Genomic DNA, 19,969 nt, shown 5'->3' on the forward strand with positions numbered 1-19,969 from the left:
AAAAAATTATCCCACACGCACCTGGGAGGGCGGTTAGTTGGCTGTGCCGGTGCCGTGTTTTGGCGCAACACCCTCATTGTAGATAGAGCCCTCAGCAACAGCTTCTGCCCCCGAGTCAGCACCTGGAATGACAGTTTTTGTGTGCACAGCCGCAGCGGTGCCTCGCTTATTTTTAGCTGCTGCCCCCAAGATTAACGCGACTATCGCCATCACCAAAAGACCCACAGCGCCGCCAAGCACAGCAGAAAACCCTGCTATCTGACCTGCGGTGTAATTACCCTCTGCAGCAACCGGAAACAGCGTAGAGATGAGCGCGCCAAGCACAGCTCCGGCGAGAGTTCCCAGCAGTAACAGTCGGTTGTAGCGCACCGAACGCTCAACCCTCACCGTTGTTTGCTGCCGTGTTTCTTGAGTCTCACCAAGTGCTTCAGTCACAGTTACCAATTATTCCACTCCATGCTGTGTGCTTATTTCAGTGTCATAATTGGCAGCAGTTTAGAGAGGTCTGCGCGAGTGCCGGACGCGTTTATCTCACCTGCAGCAAGCAATTCAGCCCAAGTTTTTTGCCCTGTGGCGAGCAAAAACCAGCTGTGTGGCGACAGCTCAATTACGTTAGGGGGCGTGCCACGATGATGCTTTGGCCCAGGAACACACTGCACTGCCCCATAGGGCGGCACGCGCACCTCGACACTATTTCCGGGCGCAATTAACGCCAACTCTTCCAGCAGATAACGGGTTGCGGTTGCGACGGTTGAACGATCCACAAGCTCACCAGATGCGATCCGATCGCGATAAGAATCAAGCACCTTACGACCCTCAACTGGGTCAATTTTCCGTTTCTTTGCCACGTCTTAATAGTAGGCTTGATAGCGTGAAAATTCTTGTGCTTGGCTCAGGCGCCCGTGAACATGCGATCGTTATTTCTTTGCTCAATGAAGGAGCGCACGAGGTTGTGTGTGCACCCGGCAACGCAGGTATCGCCACCTCCGGCGCGAGCTGCGCAGAGCTTAATATCACAGACCCCGAAGCGGTGCGCGACTTCGTTGCAGCAGAAGGCTTTGACCTTGTGGTGATTGGCCCTGAGGCGCCGCTGGTCGCGGGTGTAGCAGACCCATTACGCGCAGCGGGCGTGCCCGTGTTTGGGCCAGACCAAGCAGCAGCACAGCTTGAAGGGTCGAAAGCGTTTGCAAAAGATGTTATGGAGCAGGCGGGTGTGCCAACGGGGCGTGCGGTGCCAATCACTCCAGCAAATGCGCGACAGGTGCTCGCTGATTTTGCTGGCGCCCCCTACGTCATTAAGGCCGACGGGCTGGCAGCCGGTAAGGGCGTGTTGGTAACCGAAGATCTTAAGGCGGCGATCGACCACGTTGAAACTTGGGCGCCGCACGGTGAGGTTTTGGTTGAGGAGTTTCTCGACGGCCGAGAAGTATCGCTATTTTTCTTCGCTGATGGCAAGACTGTGCAGCCGCTGACTCCCGCACAAGACTTCAAGCGCATCTTCGATAACGATGAGGGGCCTAATACCGGAGGGATGGGCGCATACTCCCCACTCAACTGGTTGCCTGAGGGTTTTGTCGCTGATGTGCAGCGCACAGTTGCGCAACCAACCATCGATCAACTTGCAAAACAGGGCACACCATTTGTGGGGCTGCTCTACTGCGGTCTTATTGTGACCGCAAAGGGAATTCGGGTTATTGAATTCAACGCACGTTTCGGTGATCCTGAAACTCAAGTGGTCCTCACCCGCCTGGCAAGCCCGCTCAGCGAGTATCTTTTAGCCTCTGCTGAGGGCCGCCTGGCCGATCTGCCTGCACCGCAGTTTAATTCTGACGCGGCTGTCATAGTGGTGCTTGCAAGCGAAGGCTACCCGGGTGAGGTAACCACAGGGCGTGAGATAACCGGGCTTGCTAAACTGGCGCAGGTGCCGAACGTACACGCCGTGCACGCCGCAACTGCTCTGGACGCAGACGGCGTTTGGACTGCTACCGGCGGGCGCGTGCTCGGAGTGGTCGGGCGCGGCTCAGATGTCTCTGCAGCGCGCTCTGCGGCTTACAGCGGGATCGCAAAGCTCGGGCTTGCGGGCGGGCAATTCCGCAGCGATATCGCCGCAAAAGCTTAAATTTCTTAATAGCTCATAACACTTCCGCGATATCTCGAAAATTACACGTCCAATCGATTTGACATTTTCTCGAGAAGGATGTATTTTAAATACACCCAAATTGGGCATAATTTTCAAAGGGGAAGGTTATGAAACTACATATTAAATCTGTACGCGCTTTTGAGCCAACTGGGATTTCGTGCAGGGTGGAATGATGAAACTTCAGCGGCTCACGTGTATTTCAGCGATCGCATTACTCTTCCTGACGGGCTGCGCTAATCATCATTACGTCGCACGATATCTGACAAATAGTGTTTGGAGCCCGATAGAAGACTTAGGAAAAGACAAAGTAAAATTCTACGATGTCGACGAGTTTTACTTCGAGGGAGCAGAACCCGTAGCCAGAGATGTCAGTTTCCTACCCAAGGGTGCTGAGGTTATAGTTATGCAGTGTGCAGAAGATGAAAACGGTATCACTAAATTTGGAACAATATACAACGACTACGACCAGGGCCGCCCATTCCCAGACATAGAAGTGATCGGCACAGATGAATTCCAAGCAAAGGCAGCCAAGTGGATACCTGATTGCCTCCCCTTTTAAATAATTAAGGCCTCGCTAAACAACTCAGGCGCCATTCTGTAAAAATTGAAATTATCTACAGAATGGCGCCTGAATCTAAAACTGCCACCAGCGGCGTTTTTTTGGCCTGTCATCTTCCTCAGGCGCATCAGCGCTGTCAACCTCAGTCTCTGCGTGATCAGGCTGTGGAATATCGGTTACAGCGTCTTCCATGCTCAACTCTTCAAAGAAGGAAACGGCGTCAGTTTCAATAATCTCATCAGATTCATCAAGATCTGCAGTATCAACAGCATCTTTAAGCTCAGCTTCAAAGCCGTCAGCATCCGCTGTCATAACAGGTTCATCAGCTTCTGCTGCAGAAACAGTATCTTCGTCAGTTGATACCGGTTCTTCTTCATCCGATGCAGCCAGCGCACCACCCTCATCTTCAAATGCGACTTCAGCCGCAAGCTCAACATCACCCTCCGGGCCTGCTTCCATGCTTGCACCTGCAGCATCAGCAGTCACCAGCTCGCCCTCAGGAATGCCAATCGGCCCGCCTTCATCTATTAAGACATTCTCCGGGGCAGACTCGTTTTCAACGTCTGCAAGCACAGCAATTTCATCATGATCAGAATTTTCCACGTCAGCAACCACAGCGCCCTCGTCAGATTTTTGTGCAGCGAGCGCGTCAGCGATATCTAACGCAGCGAGAGCTTGCAGCGCCTGCTCCCAACGCTCAGTTGCAGCAGCGGCGCGCTTCTCCCCCTCTGATCCCTCGGCAAAAGCACTTTCAGTGATTGTCACAGTGGTGTCATCAAGCATTGCCCTGACAGTCAAGAGCACGGCCGTCTGCTGCCCCTCTTTGTCAGCCCAACGCCAGCCAAAAACATGCCCATCAACCCAAACGTCAAAGGTTCCGTACAGTTCGTCAGTCGCGACCCTATTCTCGCGACCTGGGGTGAACGTCAACTCAGGGCACCACAGCTCTGCCTTTTCGGGATCAGACAGCAAGCACCACACCTCAGCGCGCGGAGCTGCTACGGTCTCACGAACAACTACAGGAGCGATTGTGTTCATGCTAACTAGATTACCTTAGCCACCCGTGCCAGACTTAAAAGGTGACTTTAAATGCAAGCTTTGAAAATTGGCGGCACTTGGCTTCGGGTAAGGTGCGGGATCTCTACGTGCCCGCAGATGGCTCTGACAATCGCCTACTTCTGGTTGCAAGCAACCGGATTAGCGCCTTTGATTTCTTACTCGAGCCAGAAATTCCCGGCAAGGGTGCACTTTTAACCGGGCTCTCACACTGGTGGTTCAAACAGATTGATATGCCCAACCATCTGGTTCCAGACGCCCAGGAACTGGCTCCCGCTGCGGTTCGCGACCGTTCAATGGTTGTAAAAAAACTCGAAATGCTCCCCATTGAATGTGTTGTGCGTGGTGCAATCACCGGCTCCGGGTACCAGGAATACCAGGCAACAGGATCAGTCTGCGGAATCAAGCTACCTGGTGGGCTAGCGGACGGCGACCTGCTCAGCGAGCCAATCTACACCCCAGCTTATAAAGCACCGCAGGGTGAACACGATGAAAATATCACCTTCGAACAAACTGTTGAACTCATCGGGGCGGATCGCGCAAAACAGTTGCAAGATGCTTCGCTGCGCATTTTTAATATAGCCCGTGAGAAAGCTCAGGCGGCGGGGGTCATACTCGCCGACACTAAGTTTGAGTTCGGTATCGATCCGCAAAATGGTGAGCTTGTTATCGCAGACGAGGTGCTCACAAGCGACTCCAGCCGCTACTGGGATGCGGCAGTGTATGCAGCAAACGAGGGCGCAGCACGCCTTGAGAGCTTTGATAAACAGATTGTGCGCAACTGGCTGCTTGCAAATTGGGATCGCGCGCAAGAGAGCACACCGCCGGTTTTGCCGGCCGATATTGTCACCCGCACAGTCTCCCGCTATCGTGAACTATTTGAGCGGTTGACGGGCGAAACTCCTGTTTCATAAGCGATAGAATTAACCGTGTCATCACTCACCGCGTTATAAGGAGATATTGCGTGGCAAAGATCATTGTTGAAGTAATGCCAAAGCCGGAGCTGCTTGATCCACAGGGTAAGGCGATTGCGGGCGCACTTGCGCGCGGTGGCGCAACTGAGTTTGTTAACGTGCGCGCAGGAAAGCGCTTTGAGCTCACGGTCGACGGTGATGTCACCCCAGAAATTCTTGAAAAAGCAAAGCAGATCGCTGCAGATGTGCTGTCAAACGGGGTTATTGAAGACGTTGTTGCGGTAGCTGAGGTCGCAGAATAATGCGTGTTGGAGTTGTCACATTCCCCGGTTCGCTCGACGATCGTGATGCACAGCGCGCTGTTCGTCGCGCCGGCGCTGAAGCAGTGCCGCTGTGGCACGGCGACCACGATCTACAGGGTGTTGACGCGATTGTGCTGCCAGGCGGGTTTAGCTATGGTGACTATCTGCGTCCGGGTGCTATTGCGGCGATTGCGCCAGTTATGACTGAAGTTATCTCTGCTGCCAACTCAGGAATGCCGGTGTTGGGCATCTGTAACGGGTTCCAGATTCTTGTTGAAGCGCATCTGCTACCTGGTGGTCTGATCCGCAATGCACACCAGCAGTTTATTCGACGGGATCAGCAGCTAATTGTTGAAAACAATGAAACCGTTTGGACGACACTATTCAAAAAAGGTGAAGAGATCACCATCCCGCTTAAAAATGGTGACGGTGGCTACATCGCTGACGCTGAAACTTTAAAACATATAGAGGGTGAAGGCCTGGTTGCCTTCCGCTACGCGGGTGTTAATCCGAACGGTTCGCTAAACGATATCGCAGGTCTGACAAACGAACAGGGTAATGTCGTGGGCTTAATGCCGCACCCTGAACACGCGGTAGAGCCTGGCTTTGGCCCTGACACCCCGGAAGCAATGCGCTCAGGTCTCGACGGACTGCGCATGTTTGAGAGCGTTGTGCGCTCATTCGTTGCAGCTTAGACTTCGGTTTCTTCTTCGCTTAACGCTGCCGCATACTGCGCTGCAAGCAGTCGAGAATATGCACCCTTAAGCTCTATGAGTTCGGCGTGCGTCCCCTGCTCAACCACTCGGCCGTGCTCCATCATGACAATCATTTCAGCATCACGGATGGTTGACAGACGGTGCGCAATGACGAATGATGTGCGCCCCTGACGCAAACGATTCATTGCTTCCTGCACCAACAGCTCAGTACGAGTATCAACCGAGCTAGTTGCCTCGTCCAAGATCAAGATCGCCGGATCCGCAATAAAGGCACGCGCGATTGTCAGCAGCTGCCGCTCCCCGACTGACAGCTGCGCACCGTTTTCTTCGAGCATCGTATCGTAGCCGTTGGGGAGCAAGCGGATAAAGTGATCCGCCATTGTTGCTTTCGCGGCAGCCTCTACCTCTGCGTCAGTTGCGTTGAGACGCCCGTACCGAATGTTGTCCCGCACAGTGCCGGTAAAAAGATAGGCATCCTGCAGCACCATACCGACCCGTTCACGCAGATATGTGCGTGATAGTTGTGTGATGTCTACGCCGTTAATCGTGATCCGGCCGCCATCAAGCTCGTAAAAACGCATAATGAGGTTTACAAGCGTTGTTTTACCAGCCCCGGTTGGCCCCACGATAGCAACAGTTTCACCCGGCCGCACCTCAAGATTAAGATCGGTGATTAGTGGTGTTTCAGGATCATAGGAGAAACTAACCGATTCAAAACGAATGTGCCCTGTAGCGTTGTCAGGCAGTGTCTGGGCTGCCGTCTCTGGCTGTATTTCGTCACTATCAAGCAGCTCAAAAATACGCTCACTAGACGCGACCGCAGACTGCAACCTCGGAATCATGCCCACTATTTCAAGAAGCGGTTCAGAGAAACGTAGCGAGAAGTTCATGAACATCACCACGAGCCCAACTGTGATCACGTCTGAAATGACCAGATAACCACCGAGGAAAGCGGTGAGCGCAAAAATTAAGAATCCGATGCCGCGAGATAGCGGCATCATCATTGCTGACAGCGTCTGCGCGCCGACTGATGTCGCGTACAGTTGGTGGTTAACAGAAGTGAACTGTGTCGTCATTTCTTGTTCGCGACCGAAAGCACGCACCAGTTCATGTCCTGAAATCATCTCTTCGAGCTGCCCGTTCAACTCACCGGTAACCCGCATCATCTCACCGTATTTACGCTGCGACAAACGGCCTACTGTGCTCACAAGCAGCACATGCAACGGCAGCGCAATAAATGTCACGATTGCCAGTGGCCATGACAGCACGAACATGACGACTGTCAGCACAGTTAGAAGCGCCAGCCCGTGAAAACAGTCAAAGGCAGCAGCAAACATACCGTCGTGTATATTGTCGAGGTCATTGGTAAGCCGGGCTAGCATGTCGCCTCGTTTGCGTGAGTCAAAAAAGTTCAACGGCAGACGATGCAGTTTCTCTTCAGTCTCACGACGCAAGCGATGCATCACCCGGTAGAGTATTCTCGCAAATATACAAGAAGCACCTGCTTCGATCGCAAAACACAAAATCCAGGTTGCTGCAAGTAACGCAGCAAGGCGCCCCATTATTACAAAGTCGATACCGTCCGAGCTGCCCGCACCATCAACTATCGCATCTGTCATAACACCGAGCAGAATCGGAGCCAAAACAGCCAGCACCGCCCACAACAGCTGCATTAGAAGGTAGCTGACGAGCCATTTTCGTTCAATCTTGAGCAGCTTAAACATGTTCCAGAGAGAGGGCCAAAATGCGCGGGTCTCACGCTGGTTAAACACCTCAGCCATTAGCGCTGACTCCTCCCTGCGAACGAACTATTTCCTGATACACGGTGTTGCTTGTAAGCAGCTCGGAATGTGTGCCGGCTCCCACTAAGCGACCTTCATCGAGCACCAGGATCTGGTCGGCTTCAAGCACGGTCGCAATGCGCTGGGCGACAATAAGCACCGTCGCACCCGCAGTCCAACCGGGCAGAGCCGCACGCAAGCGCGCATCGGTTGCAACATCAAGTGCAGAGAACGAATCATCAAATAAGTAGATGCGCGGACGTGCCAAAAGTGCACGCGCAATTGCTAGCCGTTGACGCTGGCCACCAGAAACATTTGTTCCGCCCTGTGAGATCGGCGCATCAAGCTGTTTGTTTTTAGCGCGCACAAAATCCGCTGCCTGCGCCACCTCAAGCGCAGCCCACAGCTCTTCATCGCTGGCGTGTGGCGCACCGAACCGCAGGTTTGAAGCGATTGTTCCGTTGAACAAGTACGGTTTCTGCGGCACAACAGCAGTCATAGCGCTGAGTTCATGCCGTGAATAGTCTGCCAAATCGCGCCCGTCGATCCGAACTTCTCCTGAAACCGGATCAAAACTGCGTAATACAAGATTTAAGAGCGTCGATTTTCCGGCGCCCGTTGATCCCACAATCGCAGTCGTGGTACCAGCCGGGACGGTGAAACTAATATCCTCTAAAACAGGAATTTCCGCATCCTCAAAACGGTAAGTGACACCGTCAAACTCAAGCTGCGCACCGCTGTCAACCCCGCTCTCATCGGCAGCGGAAAGCTGCTGCGATCCAACTGCCGGAAAACTAACACGCGCTTTAAAATTAAAGATCTCGCGTATACGGCCTGCCGAAACCTCCGCCTCAGGTATCTCCATAATCGCAAAAGAAGCAATCATAATTGCCACCATAATTTGCGAAATGTACTGCACTATAGCGGTTAACGATCCAACTTCGATTGCCCCTGCGTCAACTCGTATCGCCCCAAGATACATGACAGCAATGCTTGCGATCCAGGTGAACAGATTGAGTAACGGGAAAAAGAATCCGAAAAATATATCGACCTTATAAATACGGCCAGTCAGCACATCGTTGGTTTCGGCGTATCGGGCTTCCTCAAATTTTTCCCGAGTGAACGCCCGCAAAACACGCACACCGATAATCTGCTCACGCACAATGCGCGCAATTTTGTCTGTCAGTTTGCGTCGCTCGACCATCAGCGGAATCACATAACGCACTGCACCCCAGATAAACAGTGTGAGGATGACTGTCATAGTCAATACGATCCACATCATGCCGGGGTCTTCACGCGCCGCAAGAATTGATGCACCAACCACCATGATTGGTGTTGAAATAAGGACACGTATACCAAAAAGCACTAAGCGCAGCGCAGCTTTGGAGTCGGTTGTTGCGCGAGTGAGAAGTGTGCTTGCACCAATCTCTGTCACCAGCGCAGTATCCAGCTGCAAAATTTTTTGAAAAAGCCCGGCACGTGCGTTCAGCGCGATGCCCTCCACAACACGTATACCGCAATACATGGAGGCTATCGTAAGCACGATCTGAGTTAGGGATGCTGCCCCCATCAAACCGCTTAAATGGAGCAGTGCGTCAGTATCCCCCTGCGCGACGGCTTCGTCAATTACACGACCGCTGAGCGCAGGCACTTGCAACCCAGCAACAGTGCCCACTAGTTGCAGCAAGACCGCGGCCAGAAGCCACCACTTCTGCGGGCCGATATGGCTCCGAATCAACCAGAGTAAAGACACTTGGCTATCTTAGCACCGGGTAGAACCCCCTCAGTCAGGGGCATTTAACGGGCGCAGTCGCTGCAACACGATAAGTTCAATGCACACCGGAGCGCATAGTCAGCTTAGATCACTGTTCATTCTGCTGTTGTAAGAGGAGATGCGGCGGATACGGCGCCCCCGGGACAGAGAAATCTGGCTGCCCGTTAGCGTCTGCCGGCAACGGAGTGCCGTCTGCGAAGGTCGGCCAGGGCAGCAAGCCGTTCTCATCTGGCACAGGTAGCTCCCCTTCAGACGCAGCGGTCTCGGTGATAGACGGCTCTGATTCTGTGGCTACTGTTTCATGCGAGATCGGTTGCGAGGTGCCTAAATCTGATTTTTCTGCCTGCTTCGCTGGCCGCAGCGCCGTAACCAAAACAGCAGTAATGCCCACGCCCACCGCTCCAAAAATCAGCGCAGCGAGTGTCCAGCTGTGATAGCCAGATATCATGTAGAAACCAGCTACATCAGCGACAATCTCAACACCTGTCAGGATCGCAGCGATAAAAAACAGCGCAATTGTAACCAATGCACTACGCAGCTGCAGCGTTGTATCCTCGCCGTTCTTAGCGCGCACCAGACGCAATACGCCGATTGCGATCCCCCACACCACAAGGAACATTAGCCCAACAGCTATGAGCGGAACCACGCGGCTGTAAGAATCATAATCGTAATAACCGTAACTAGGCACCCAGAGCACGAGCAGACCGAAGACTAAGCCGAGCGCAGAGCTAACCAGTGTTAGCAGCTGTAACCATGAGCCCTGGCGCGACTGCAGGATAGCAGTGGTGACAGCTGTCACAAAGATTGAAATTACACCGAGTGTGAAAACAATTCGCCCAAATCCAACATCGAGTGACTGCAGCAGCAAAGGCACAACGGCGATAAAACCTGCAAGCATGAGCAGAACAATACTGATCTTTGCAGCTAGCGGCAGCTGCGCCAACTGACCGCCAGAGTTTGGAGCGGACTGCGGCCCTGTTTCAGGCTGAGCTGCCTGCGACGCTGCCAACTCGTGTGCCTCAATATTTTCGTTCATGGCTACACCTTACAACGGTGAGCTTCGATAGTGCTTATAACCCCAAAAACAGATAGAATATTTGGAGCATCAGCCAACTTTTGGGAGAAACGTGAACGACCACATTCCAGCCCCTGATACCGTCGCTAACGCTGCTGCAACCCCTGAAAAGGTGCAGCCTTACGATCAGCTCGGATTGACCGGTGACGAGTACGAAAAAATCCGTACAATTCTCGGTCGGCGCCCAACCAGCGGCGAACTAGCAATGTACTCAGTAATGTGGTCTGAGCACTGCTCGTATAAGTCGTCAAAAAAGTATCTTCGCATGTTCGGTAAAAAAGTCACCGACAAGATGCGGGAGCGCCTGCTGGTTGGCATGGGTGAAAATGCCGGCGTGATCGATGTTGGTGAGGGCTGGGCTGTCACCTTTAAGGTGGAAAGCCACAACCACCCGTCTTATATCGAACCTTTCCAGGGCGCTGCAACAGGCGTTGGTGGCATCGTCCGTGACATTATTTCTATGGGTGCACGCCCGGTTGCGGTTATGGATCAGCTGCGTTTTGGTGATATCAATCATGCAGACACTCCGCGAGTTGTGCACGGTGTAGTGTCTGGAATCAGCTCATACGCAAACTGTCTTGGTCTGCCAAATCTCGGCGGTGAAACTGTGTTTGACAGTGTCTACCAGGCAAACCCGCTTGTAAATGCGCTCGCTGTCGGCGTGCTGCGCCACGAGGATCTGCACCTCGCAAACGCGTCAGGTGTTGGCAATAAAGTGGTGCTTTTTGGTGCACGCACCGGCGGTGATGGCATTGGTGGTGCGTCAATTCTGGCATCTGACACCTTCAGTGAGGGCGGCCCAACCAAGCGTCCTGCTGTGCAGGTGGGAGACCCGTTTGCCGAGAAGGTGCTCATCGAGTGCTGCCTGGAGCTTTTCAAAGAGGATCTTGTTGAGGGTATCCAAGATCTTGGTGCTGCCGGCATTTCTTGTGCAACTTCAGAGCTCGCCGCCAACGGTGACGGCGGCATGTTCATTGAGCTCGACAGTGTGCTGCTGCGCGACCCGAACCTCACCGCCGAAGAGATTCTGATGTCAGAATCTCAGGAGCGCATGATGGCGGTTGTTTCTCCTGCCAAGCTTGACGCTTTCCTGGCAGTGACCAAGAAATGGGATGTTGAGACGAGTGTGCTCGGAGAGGTCACTGACACTGGCCGCCTGATAATCAACTGGCGCGGTGAAGAGATTGTGAATGTCGACCCGCGCACTGTTGCTGTTGACGGCCCAGTTTACGATCGCCCGGTTGCATACCCAAACTGGATTGATTCGCTCCAAGCAGATTCTGCATCAGCACTGCAGCGAGCCGCATCCGGCAACGAACTGCGGGCACAGCTGTTAGCTGTTACCGCACACCCCAATCAGGCGTCACCGGAGTGGATCACAAACCAGTATGACTCCTATGTTCTCGGTAACACTGCGCTGTCGTTCCCTGATGGCGCGGGCATGATTCGTGTTGATGAAGAGAGCGGTCTCGGCGTCGCTATCTCAACCGACGCAAACGGACGCTACTGTCAGCTTGATCCCTACGCTGGCGCGCAGCTCGCGCTTGCGGAAGCATACCGCAATGTTGCTACAACCGGCGCAGTGCCAACCGCTGTAACCGACTGTCTAAATTTCGGAAGCCCCGAAAACCCTGAAGTGATGTGGCAACTGGTGCAGGCTATTGAGGGCCTGTCAGATGCCTGCCTTGCGCTGGAGGTGCCGGTCACCGGCGGAAATGTTTCGCTCTACAACCAGACCGGCGACAAACCAATTCACCCAACCCCTGTTGTTGGTGTGCTCGGCATTATCGACGACGTTGCGCGCCGCGTTCCATCAGGCTGGCAGGATGAGGGTGAAAATCTCTACCTTCTCGGGGTGACACGTGAAGAGCTCGACGGCTCAGCATGGGCCGAAGCCGTGCATGCACACCTTGGTGGTAAACCACCGGTTGTTGATCTTGCCGCTGAGCGCAATCTTGCCGAGCTGCTGCAGAGCGCTACCCAAGGGGGCATTATGTCTGCCGCAGTTGATCTGTCTGAGGGCGGACTAGCACAAGCGCTTGTCGATGGAACACTCCGGTTTGGGGTGGGTGCTCGCGTCTGGCTTGATGAAATTATCAGTCGTGACGGGGTTGACGCCACCACTGCTCTTTTCAGTGAGAGTCAGGGGCGTGTGCTCGTATCTGTGCCGCGCGAGGAAGATGTGAAGTTCCAAGGTCTGTGTGAGGGTCGCAACTACCCTGTGCTCCGCATCGGCGTTACCGACCGTAAGGGTGATGCTGCGACGCTTGAGGTGCAGGATCAGTTCTCAATCGATCTTGAGGAACTACGCACCGCTCACCGTGGCACTCTGCCTGCAGTTTTCGGCCCGGTAGTTGGTGGCTAACCGCTCGTTCTAATAGCACGGGGTTGCTGCCTGTAATCCCTGTAGTTCTGCTGTGCCCCATGGGCGAACGCAGCAGAACTACAGACCCGTGCGCTGCGCTCAAACAGATTTAAGAGTTCAGCAGCTGAGACACAGCTGCCCAGATTTGCTCAGAGAGTTTCTCAGGCGAGCTCGTTGCATCTAACACCAAATAGTTTGCGCCCGCTGCTGTCTGCGCCTTCGCCTGCGCTAGAAAACCAGCACGCACCTGTCGATGAAACTCAGATCCTGCCGCTTCCAGCCGATCCAACTCGCCACCACGCGCAGCAGCTCTGCTCAGTGATGCATCAGCATCGATATCGAGTAACACAGTAAGGTCTGGCCGAGCACCAGCAACCGCCCAGCCATTTAGACTAAGAATCTCTGTCGGTGAAAAACCTCTTCCAGCCCCCTGATAGGCCACAGAAGAGTCGATAAAACGGTCTTGGATTACCGCTTTCCCAGCGGCAAGCGCGGGTTGCACAACATTAGCGATGTGATGGGCGCGGTCGGCTGCGTAGAGCAGCGCTTCAGCACGCGGATCTACGTGCTCACCGTGTAAAAGAAGTTCGCGGATCCTAGCACCCAGGTCGGTGCCGCCCGGCTCGCGTGTGAGGATCGCATCCCACCCTAAACCTTGCAGGCGCTCAGCGAGGTGTCGCGCTTGGGTGCTTTTCCCCGCACCGTCGCCGCCCTCAAGCACTATCCAAATACCGGATTCCATAACAGACACGCTAACTGCCTAAGTGCTTACTCAGTCGCCGCTGCAGCTGCAGCTGCAGCCTTAGCGGCCGCGTTGGCTTTACGGGTTGCTGCTGCTTTCTTCGCCGCGGCAGAACGCGCCGGATCTACCACTTTTTTAGTTGCGGTTTTTTTCGCAGCAGCCTTCTTAGCGGGTGCTTTTTTGGCTGCGCCGCGTTTAGCCGGCCCTTTCGCGCGTTTAACAGCAAGGAGTTCAACCACACGCTCGAAGGTTAACTCATCGATGCTCTCACCACGCGGCACCGTCACGTTAGTGACGCCATCGGTAATGTAGGGGCCAAAACGACCGTCTTTAACCTTAATGGGCTTACCGCTAGTGGGATCTTCCGCAAACTCACGCAGTGCGGTGCTAGCCTTACGCGCACCATACTTTGGCTGTGCAAGCAGCTCCTCCGCCTCGGCGAGTGTTATTTCAAAAATAGCGTCTTCACTCGGCAGAGAGCGGGTTTCAGAGCCTTTCTTCAAATAGGGGCCGTACCGACCGTTCTGCGCGAGAATGTCTTCTCCGTCTGCTGCCTGCCCAACGGTGCGTGGCAGGCTCAGCAGCGCAACCGCAGTGTCAAAATCAACGGTTTCTGGGGTCATTGTCTTAAACAGTGAAGCTGTTAAGACTTTCTCACCCTTTGGCAGCTGCTCACCGTCACGCAACTGTTCGGTGACATAAGGGCCAAAACGGCCACTCTTTGCAACAATGTTGCGTCCGGTTGTCGGATGCACGCCGAGCACTCGATCCTCTACGGGTTCAGCGTTTGCAAGCTCATTCGCTTTGTCTGGCGTAAGCTCGTCAGGGGCTATTCCCTCTGGCAGGCTCACTATGCGCGGCTTAATCTCGCCTGACTCATCAACCTTGCTCTTATCATCGAGCACTTCTAGATAAGGACCATACCTGCCGTTGCGCAGTGCGATCGTGTCTGTCAGCTGCAGGGTGTTGATAGCCCGCGCATCAATTTCACCGAGATTATCTACAACACCGCGCAAACCGGGGTGTGAATCTGTGCCGAAATAGAAGTCTCCAAGCCAAGCAGCACGGTCAGCTTCACCGGCTGCGATGCGGTCAAGATCTTCCTCCATTGTGGCGGTGAAGTCGTAGTCAACAAGCTCACCAAAGTGCTCTTCAAGCAGACGCACAACGCTAAATGCAATCCAGCTTGGCACGAGGGCTTGGCCGTTCTTATTGACGTATCCGCGATCCATAATCGTTGAGAGGATCGTTGCGTAGGTTGAAGGGCGACCGATACCCAACTCTTCCAAACGTTTCGTCAGGCTCGCCTCAGTGTAACGGGCTGGTGGGGTTGTAGTGTGCTGCTTCGCCTCTGGGTTGTGTGTCTCTAGAGGAGAGGAGACCTCAAGTTTCGGCAACCGGGTTTCTAGCTGTTCACCGGCCCCTTTATCGTCGCTACCCTCTTCATATGCCGCTAAGAAACCGGGGAAGGTAATCACGGTGCCGCTAGCTGAAAACTCCAGCGCGACAGTCTTATTATTTATCTGTGCTGAGGTGCCAAGCGTTAGTGTGTCGGTTGAACCAGCTGCATCGGCCATCTGGCTGGCAACTGTGCGCTTCCAGATGAGGTCGTATAAAGCTTGCTCACTGCGCGTGAGGTTACCCAACTCTGACGGATGCTTAAAATCAGCACCGGCCGGCCTGATAGCCTCGTGAGCTTCCTGCGCGCCTTTAGACTTCTTTGCGTAGACTCTTGGCGCAGCTGGCACAGACTCAGCACCATAAAGGCTCACTGCAACCTTCCGGGCGGCGGTTGTCGCCTGCTCCGAGAGGTTGGTTGAATCTGTACGCATATAGGTGATGTAACCATTTTCGTAAAGTGCCTGCGCTAAAGACATAGTCTGTCGTGAGCTGAGGCGGAGCTTGCGCGAAGCCTCCTGCTGCAGAGTTGAGGTTGTGAAAGGGGCAGCAGGTCGTCTCCGATAGGGTTTAGTTTCGCGGGCAGACACGGTCGCTTGCGCAGCTAGGGTGCTTGCAAGCTGTTGCGCTTCATCTTTAGACAGCAAGTGTGCGTTGGCGCTCTTCTGCTTCAGTTTGCCGCTGTCGTTAAAATCCTGGCCGGTAGCAAGCCGTGCACCGTCTAACTTTGATAAACGTGCGTTAAAGGCTTCACCCCCCGCAGTCGCACTAAAGTCAGCATTGATTGACCAATAATCAGCGCTAACAAAAGCCATACGTTCGCGCTCCCGATCAACCACCAAACGGGTTGCAGCCGATTGCACTCGACCTGCTGACAGGCGTGGCGCAACCTTGCGCCACAGCACAGGTGAAATGTCATAACCGTAGAGGCGGTCGAGTATTCGACGTGTTTCTTGTGCGTCGACAAGGTTTGTGTCGATGTCACGTGTGTTCTCAATAGCGGCATCGATGGCTTCTTTAGTAATCTCGTGAAATACCATACGGCGCACCGGAATCTTAGGCTGCAGCACCTCTAAGAGATGCCACGCTATGGCTTCACCCTCGCGGTCTTCATCGGTTGCGAGCCACAGCTCGTCTGCCCCCTTGATCGCACGTTTTAGCTCTGCAACTGTTTTTTTCTTATTGTCGGCAACCAAATAGTAGGGTTCAAAACCGTTCTCAACATCAACGGCAAACTTTCCGAACGCACCCTGTTTCAGTTCTGCGGGCAGGCTCGCTGGCTCAGCGAGGTCACGAATGTGCCCCACCGATGCAATAACTTCGTAATCATTGCCAAGAAAACCGCTGATAGTGCGGGCTTTCGTCGGTGACTCTACGATAACTAATTTTTTCGAGGCTGCCACTTGGCTCCTTATTTTTAATACACCCGTAGTTGATGCGTCTGGGGGTTTTCAGTCAAGACACTACTATAAATACATTTGTGATCGCCAACTAATAATTCTCAGGTGTGCCTGCCCGAGCCTTAAGTTCACGGGATAACCCGAGCACTGTGTATGAGACTGTCACCGTCGCCTCACCCAGATCGGGTTCTATTTCGCACCCCACTAACTGCAGTTTTGCAATTCTTCTTCCCCGCGCAATACGGTTCACTGTTTGAGTGGCACTGTCGCAGGGATCTAATGCGGTGAATCCGTTAACAGCGTCAGCCGCAGCAAGCGCCGCGCTATCAGCAGCACTCTCAGCAACTACCGTATTTGCCTGCGCTCCCGCGGCTGCTGTGAGCGCCAACCCGACTACTGCGGTCACAGCGACAAATGCGACGGTTGTTGGGGCGCTCATTCTGCACTCCTTACCGCACAGCTTTTGCCCGTTGTCAAAATATGACTGAGCGGCCCCGCCACTCCCCTACCCTGCACCTCTACACAGTGAAAGATTCCTTCATCGCTGCGAGATACCACGGTAAAGTTATCGCCTATTCCCGCCCCTATCGAAGCAGTATCTCCTCTGGCCTCAGCGCGTGCTACCTGTGAGGCAACAAATATCGCTGTAGTTTGTTGCGACACAATTAGTATTCCCGAGATTGCGAGGGCCAAAAGAGCCACCACAGCCGGCAAAATTAAGGCAAATTCAACGCTAACACTGCCGCTGTCTGCGGCAATAAAACTCTTACACCGACTAACAGCTCTCTTGACCACTCGCTCACTCATAGGTGTTTCCTTCGCATCGGTTACGGCGTTAACCCGCTGAGGCGAGCGCCTGCTGCACCAGGTTGGTGAGCATCTCTTGCACCGTGCCGCTGCGCATAATCACCACTAACAGCCCAGCGAAGGCCACCGCAGCCATAATCACAATCGCATATTCTGCCGTGACCGCACCACGGTCAGAAGCAATACCCGTTCTCTGGGCGTCACGTAGCATGCGAGCACGCTCAGTGAAATCACTCCCACGTTTAATAATGTGTTTCAGTTTGCGACCTTGCACACGTGCGGCAGTGCGGAAACTACGAATTTTTTCAATTAGGCGTTGCATGAAATTCCTTTCTATAGAGAGTTGAATTAGGCACGATTTATCAGCCAATACTCCACTGGCCCAGCATCGAAATAATCACGGGGACAACCCCCAAGAGCACAAAGGCCGGGAGCACGCAGAGTCCCATCGGTAAAAGCAGTTTTGCACCGAGCTGCTCTGCTGCAATCTCCAGCTGCTCCAGCGACTTTCTTCGCAAATCGGCAGCGTTTGCAAGTAAGATGCTGTTTGCCCCGGTGCATGTCAGCTCAGCAGTGACCAGCGCCCCAGCAACCGCGCCGTGCGGCGCAAACTGGTCAACACTAAGCCAGGTGGATCCGCTCTCGAGGATCGCATTAGCAACGCATTTTTGCGCTGCTTGCAGCGGCATGCCTCCCGCAAGCGCTAGCACCATAAGCTCACATTCAAAACCAACAAGGTTTTCCTTCGACAGAGTTGCGGTAATCATTCTGCGCAACCATCTCACCCCAACTAAAAGCAATGAAAATCCCGCCACTGCAAGCACAGCACCGATTGGAGTGAACATCACAGAAAGTGGCGCAAACCCTAAAAGCTCTCCAACCGCAATCGCAAGCACCGGCAGTAGTGCAATCAAAAACATTGAAGCTTGTGGGCCGGCCGCTAACAGTCTGCGCCGTTTTCGCAATTCAAGCAGTGCTGCAATGTTTGTGCTTAGGGATTCAAGCGCTAATGATCTCGGGGCGCCAGACTCAGTTGCGACGCTGTCTAAACATGCGTACAGAGCCTCAATTTCACGGGCTATCACCCGCCGAGTGGGCAGCTGAAAGGGCTGGGCTTCAGAGACTCTGGCAGAGAGCACCCCAGCGCGCAACATTAGATTCTGCTGTTGCAGTTTTCGCAGCGCGTGACGTAGCACTGTCTCATCACCGGTGATCAGCAATCGCGCTCTGTCAGCTTGCCGCTGCCAGACGCTCGCAAACACTGTGCTGACTTCACGCTTTACGCTCTCAAATTCTCGTATTACAGCACGCATACACGCACTCCCAACAGGCCAGCATCTGTTAGATAGGGCACGCCGAATTTAGAAACTCGGTGTTTACTCTGCACACGCTCCAAATGCACAATTAGATCAATCGCTGACACAAACTGTCTGGCAATCGCTGTTGGAGCCAAGCCAGCTAATGCCCCTAATGCCTCAACGCGAGCGGGCACATCATCCACAGTTGAGGCGTGCAGGGTGCCCGCCCCGCCGTCATGCCCGGTGTTCAACGCTGAGAGCAGAGTCGCTATCTCAGGCCCTCTGCACTCGCCTAGCACGAGACGATCAGGCCGCATCCGCAGAGCATTCTGCAGCAGCACTTCTAGCGTTATTTCACCAACCATCTCGCTGTTGGCAACCCGTGTTTCAAGACTGATATGGTGTGCGTGACCGGGGCGAAGCTCGGCAACGTCCTCAATCGTAATAATGCGCTCTGATTCTGGCACCTGCTGCAGCAGCGCAGCGAGTAGAGTAGTTTTTCCGCTGCCGGTGCCGCCAACGATCAAAACATTTTCACGGCATCTAATAGCCTCTGCAAGGCGGGCATGCCCGGCAGCAGTCAGGGAACCAGCGGCAACAAGGTTTTCCAAGGTGAGTGTGGTTTTGCTAGGCACTCGAATGGATAAGCAGTGGCCAGAAGCTGCAACAGGGCTGAGCGCTGCGTGCACGCGGATACCATTGCCCAAATGTGCATCCTGTAACGGTCGCAACTCATCAAGCTGCCGACCACCAGCCGCAAGTAACGCCACAGCCTGCGCCCGCAACTGCGCAGCCCCAATTTTAGGTGCTTGAATGCGCCTAAGCCCGCTCCCCGCATCAACCCAAACGCTGCAGCTATCAGCGCTCTCAGCCCGCACGAGGATATCGCGCACGCCGGGCTCCTCTGTGAGCGGCAGTAGCCAGCCAAGCGCACGCTGCGTTGCAACAGAAAGCGTGCTGGTGCGTGGCTGCTCCTGAAGGATCGAATCAAACGACATGCTTCAAGTGAAGCGCGCATATTTGTCAGACCCGCAAACAAAAAAATATTTGTGGATAAACCGTATAAATATCTGTTACCCACAAGCTGTTACAAACTAAGCCCCCGCAACAGCAGCTGAAATTACAACGGCGACTGCAACGGGGGCGGAAGTTACGGTGCGCGGGAGTTTAATCCTCTACCTCAAAGACAAACTCAATTTCAACAGGCGCATCGAGCGGCAGCACCGTCAGACCGACTGCAGAGCGCACATGGATTCCGGCATCACCGAAAATCTTGCCCAGCAGGAGCGAAGCGCCGTTGGCCACTCCGGCCTGGCCGGTAAAGTTCGGATCAGATGCGACAAAGCAGGTCACCTTTACGACGCGAACAATCTTATCTAGGTCACCAAGCACCCCGCGCGCAGCAGCGATACCGTTAAGGGCGCAAATTTCAGCAAGTTCAGCGGCGCGCTCAGGAGAGACGAAACCTGCGCCCTCGCCAACCTTTCCGGTTTCCGGCAATTGACCCGCTATGCTCGGCAGTTGCCCGCTGGTGTAAACAAAATTTCCGACACGGGTCGCTGGCACATAAGCAGCAACCGGTGCCGGCACCTCAGGCACTTCATAACCGAGTTCCTTAATTCGAGTTTCAATCGTCGCCATA

At 54.0% G+C, this 19,969-nt stretch carries 20 protein-coding genes; 6 read left to right on the forward strand and 14 right to left on the reverse strand.

The window, feature by feature from the left end:
• Positions 1-33 precede the first annotated feature (33 nt).
• Both HCR00_RS05560 and HCR00_RS05565 read right to left on the reverse strand, forming a co-directional pair.
• A complete protein-coding gene (locus tag HCR00_RS05560) occupies positions 34-435 on the reverse strand; it encodes a hypothetical protein (protein WP_167143526.1) in 402 nt (133 codons plus the stop codon).
• Positions 436-467: 32 nt separating this feature from the next.
• Positions 468-848 carry a sterol carrier family protein gene (locus HCR00_RS05565; RefSeq protein ID WP_167143529.1) on the reverse strand — a complete coding sequence of 127 codons (381 nt, stop codon included), beginning with the start codon at positions 846-848 and terminating at the stop codon, positions 468-470.
• 23 nt (positions 849-871) lie between these two features.
• On the opposite strand from HCR00_RS05565, the gene purD reads away from it, so the two are divergent.
• Together purD and HCR00_RS05575 are read left to right on the forward strand one after the other, a co-directional pair.
• Entirely contained in the window at positions 872-2,119 is a 1,248-nt protein-coding gene (gene purD / locus HCR00_RS05570) for a phosphoribosylamine--glycine ligase (protein ID WP_167143532.1), read from the forward strand.
• Between the two features lie 190 nt (positions 2,120-2,309).
• A complete protein-coding gene (locus tag HCR00_RS05575) occupies positions 2,310-2,699 on the forward strand; it encodes a hypothetical protein (RefSeq protein WP_167143535.1) in 390 nt (129 codons plus the stop codon).
• Between the two features lie 75 nt (positions 2,700-2,774).
• On the opposite strand, the gene HCR00_RS05580 is transcribed toward HCR00_RS05575, so the two are convergent.
• Complete coding sequence (locus HCR00_RS05580) at positions 2,775-3,737, reverse strand: SRPBCC family protein (RefSeq protein WP_167143538.1); 963 nt, start codon at positions 3,735-3,737, stop codon at positions 2,775-2,777.
• Between the two features lie 41 nt (positions 3,738-3,778).
• Here HCR00_RS05580 and HCR00_RS05585 point away from each other — a divergent pair, with 41 nt between their 5' ends.
• From HCR00_RS05585 to purQ, 3 genes are read left to right on the forward strand one after another with little or no spacing between them, the layout of a single operon-like run.
• Positions 3,779-4,669 (forward strand): phosphoribosylaminoimidazolesuccinocarboxamide synthase, encoded by an 891-nt coding sequence (locus tag HCR00_RS05585; RefSeq protein ID WP_167143541.1) that lies wholly within the window; start codon positions 3,779-3,781, stop codon positions 4,667-4,669.
• 50 nt (positions 4,670-4,719) lie between these two features.
• Positions 4,720-4,971, forward strand: coding sequence for a phosphoribosylformylglycinamidine synthase subunit PurS (locus tag HCR00_RS05590; protein ID WP_166987021.1), 252 nt, complete (start codon positions 4,720-4,722; stop codon positions 4,969-4,971).
• A complete protein-coding gene (purQ, locus tag HCR00_RS05595) occupies positions 4,971-5,666 on the forward strand; it encodes a phosphoribosylformylglycinamidine synthase subunit PurQ (protein WP_167143544.1) in 696 nt (231 codons plus the stop codon). Before HCR00_RS05590 ends, purQ begins: the two co-directional genes overlap by 1 nt.
• Here purQ and HCR00_RS05600 read toward each other — a convergent pair.
• From HCR00_RS05600 to HCR00_RS05610, 3 genes are all read right to left on the reverse strand, one after another.
• On the reverse strand, positions 5,663-7,468 hold the full coding sequence (locus tag HCR00_RS05600) for an ABC transporter ATP-binding protein (RefSeq protein WP_167143547.1): 1,806 nt from the start codon (positions 7,466-7,468) through the stop codon (positions 5,663-5,665). The genes purQ and HCR00_RS05600 overlap by 4 nt on opposite strands.
• Positions 7,461-9,221, reverse strand: coding sequence for an ABC transporter ATP-binding protein (locus HCR00_RS05605; RefSeq protein ID WP_243854569.1), 1,761 nt, complete (start codon positions 9,219-9,221; stop codon positions 7,461-7,463). The genes HCR00_RS05600 and HCR00_RS05605 overlap by 8 nt, the downstream gene beginning before the upstream one ends.
• 109 nt (positions 9,222-9,330) lie before the next feature.
• Positions 9,331-10,278 (reverse strand): hypothetical protein, encoded by a 948-nt coding sequence (locus HCR00_RS05610; protein WP_167143550.1) that lies wholly within the window; start codon positions 10,276-10,278, stop codon positions 9,331-9,333.
• A gap of 91 nt (positions 10,279-10,369) precedes the next feature.
• On the opposite strand from HCR00_RS05610, the gene purL reads away from it, so the two are divergent.
• Entirely contained in the window at positions 10,370-12,682 is a 2,313-nt protein-coding gene (gene purL / locus HCR00_RS05615; protein ID WP_167143553.1) for a phosphoribosylformylglycinamidine synthase subunit PurL, read from the forward strand.
• A gap of 109 nt (positions 12,683-12,791) precedes the next feature.
• On the opposite strand, the gene tmk is transcribed toward purL, so the two are convergent.
• From tmk to HCR00_RS05655, 8 genes are all read right to left on the reverse strand, one after another.
• Positions 12,792-13,424, reverse strand: coding sequence for a dTMP kinase (gene tmk, locus HCR00_RS05620; RefSeq protein ID WP_167143556.1), 633 nt, complete (start codon positions 13,422-13,424; stop codon positions 12,792-12,794).
• A gap of 26 nt (positions 13,425-13,450) precedes the next feature.
• Complete coding sequence (gene topA, locus HCR00_RS05625; RefSeq protein ID WP_167143558.1) at positions 13,451-16,225, reverse strand: type I DNA topoisomerase; 2,775 nt, start codon at positions 16,223-16,225, stop codon at positions 13,451-13,453.
• A gap of 88 nt (positions 16,226-16,313) precedes the next feature.
• A complete protein-coding gene (locus HCR00_RS05630; protein WP_167143561.1) occupies positions 16,314-16,661 on the reverse strand; it encodes a helicase in 348 nt (115 codons plus the stop codon).
• Positions 16,658-17,029 (reverse strand): TadE/TadG family type IV pilus assembly protein, encoded by a 372-nt coding sequence (locus HCR00_RS05635; RefSeq protein WP_167143564.1) that lies wholly within the window; start codon positions 17,027-17,029, stop codon positions 16,658-16,660. Before HCR00_RS05635 ends, HCR00_RS05630 begins: the two co-directional genes overlap by 4 nt.
• Positions 17,030-17,057: 28 nt before the next feature.
• Entirely contained in the window at positions 17,058-17,351 is a 294-nt protein-coding gene (locus HCR00_RS07030; RefSeq protein WP_341747201.1) for a DUF4244 domain-containing protein, read from the reverse strand.
• Between the two features lie 40 nt (positions 17,352-17,391).
• A complete protein-coding gene (locus tag HCR00_RS05645; protein WP_167143567.1) occupies positions 17,392-18,342 on the reverse strand; it encodes a hypothetical protein in 951 nt (316 codons plus the stop codon).
• Positions 18,330-19,325 (reverse strand): TadA family conjugal transfer-associated ATPase, encoded by a 996-nt coding sequence (locus HCR00_RS05650; protein WP_166986990.1) that lies wholly within the window; start codon positions 19,323-19,325, stop codon positions 18,330-18,332. Before HCR00_RS05650 ends, HCR00_RS05645 begins: the two co-directional genes overlap by 13 nt.
• Positions 19,326-19,494: 169 nt before the next feature.
• Positions 19,495-19,968, reverse strand: coding sequence for a RidA family protein (locus HCR00_RS05655; RefSeq protein WP_166986987.1), 474 nt, complete (start codon positions 19,966-19,968; stop codon positions 19,495-19,497).
• Position 19,969 lies beyond the last annotated feature (1 nt).

This window comes from Canibacter zhoujuaniae, assembly GCF_011752005.1.
GTDB lineage: Bacteria > Actinomycetota > Actinomycetes > Actinomycetales > Microbacteriaceae > Canibacter > Canibacter zhoujuaniae.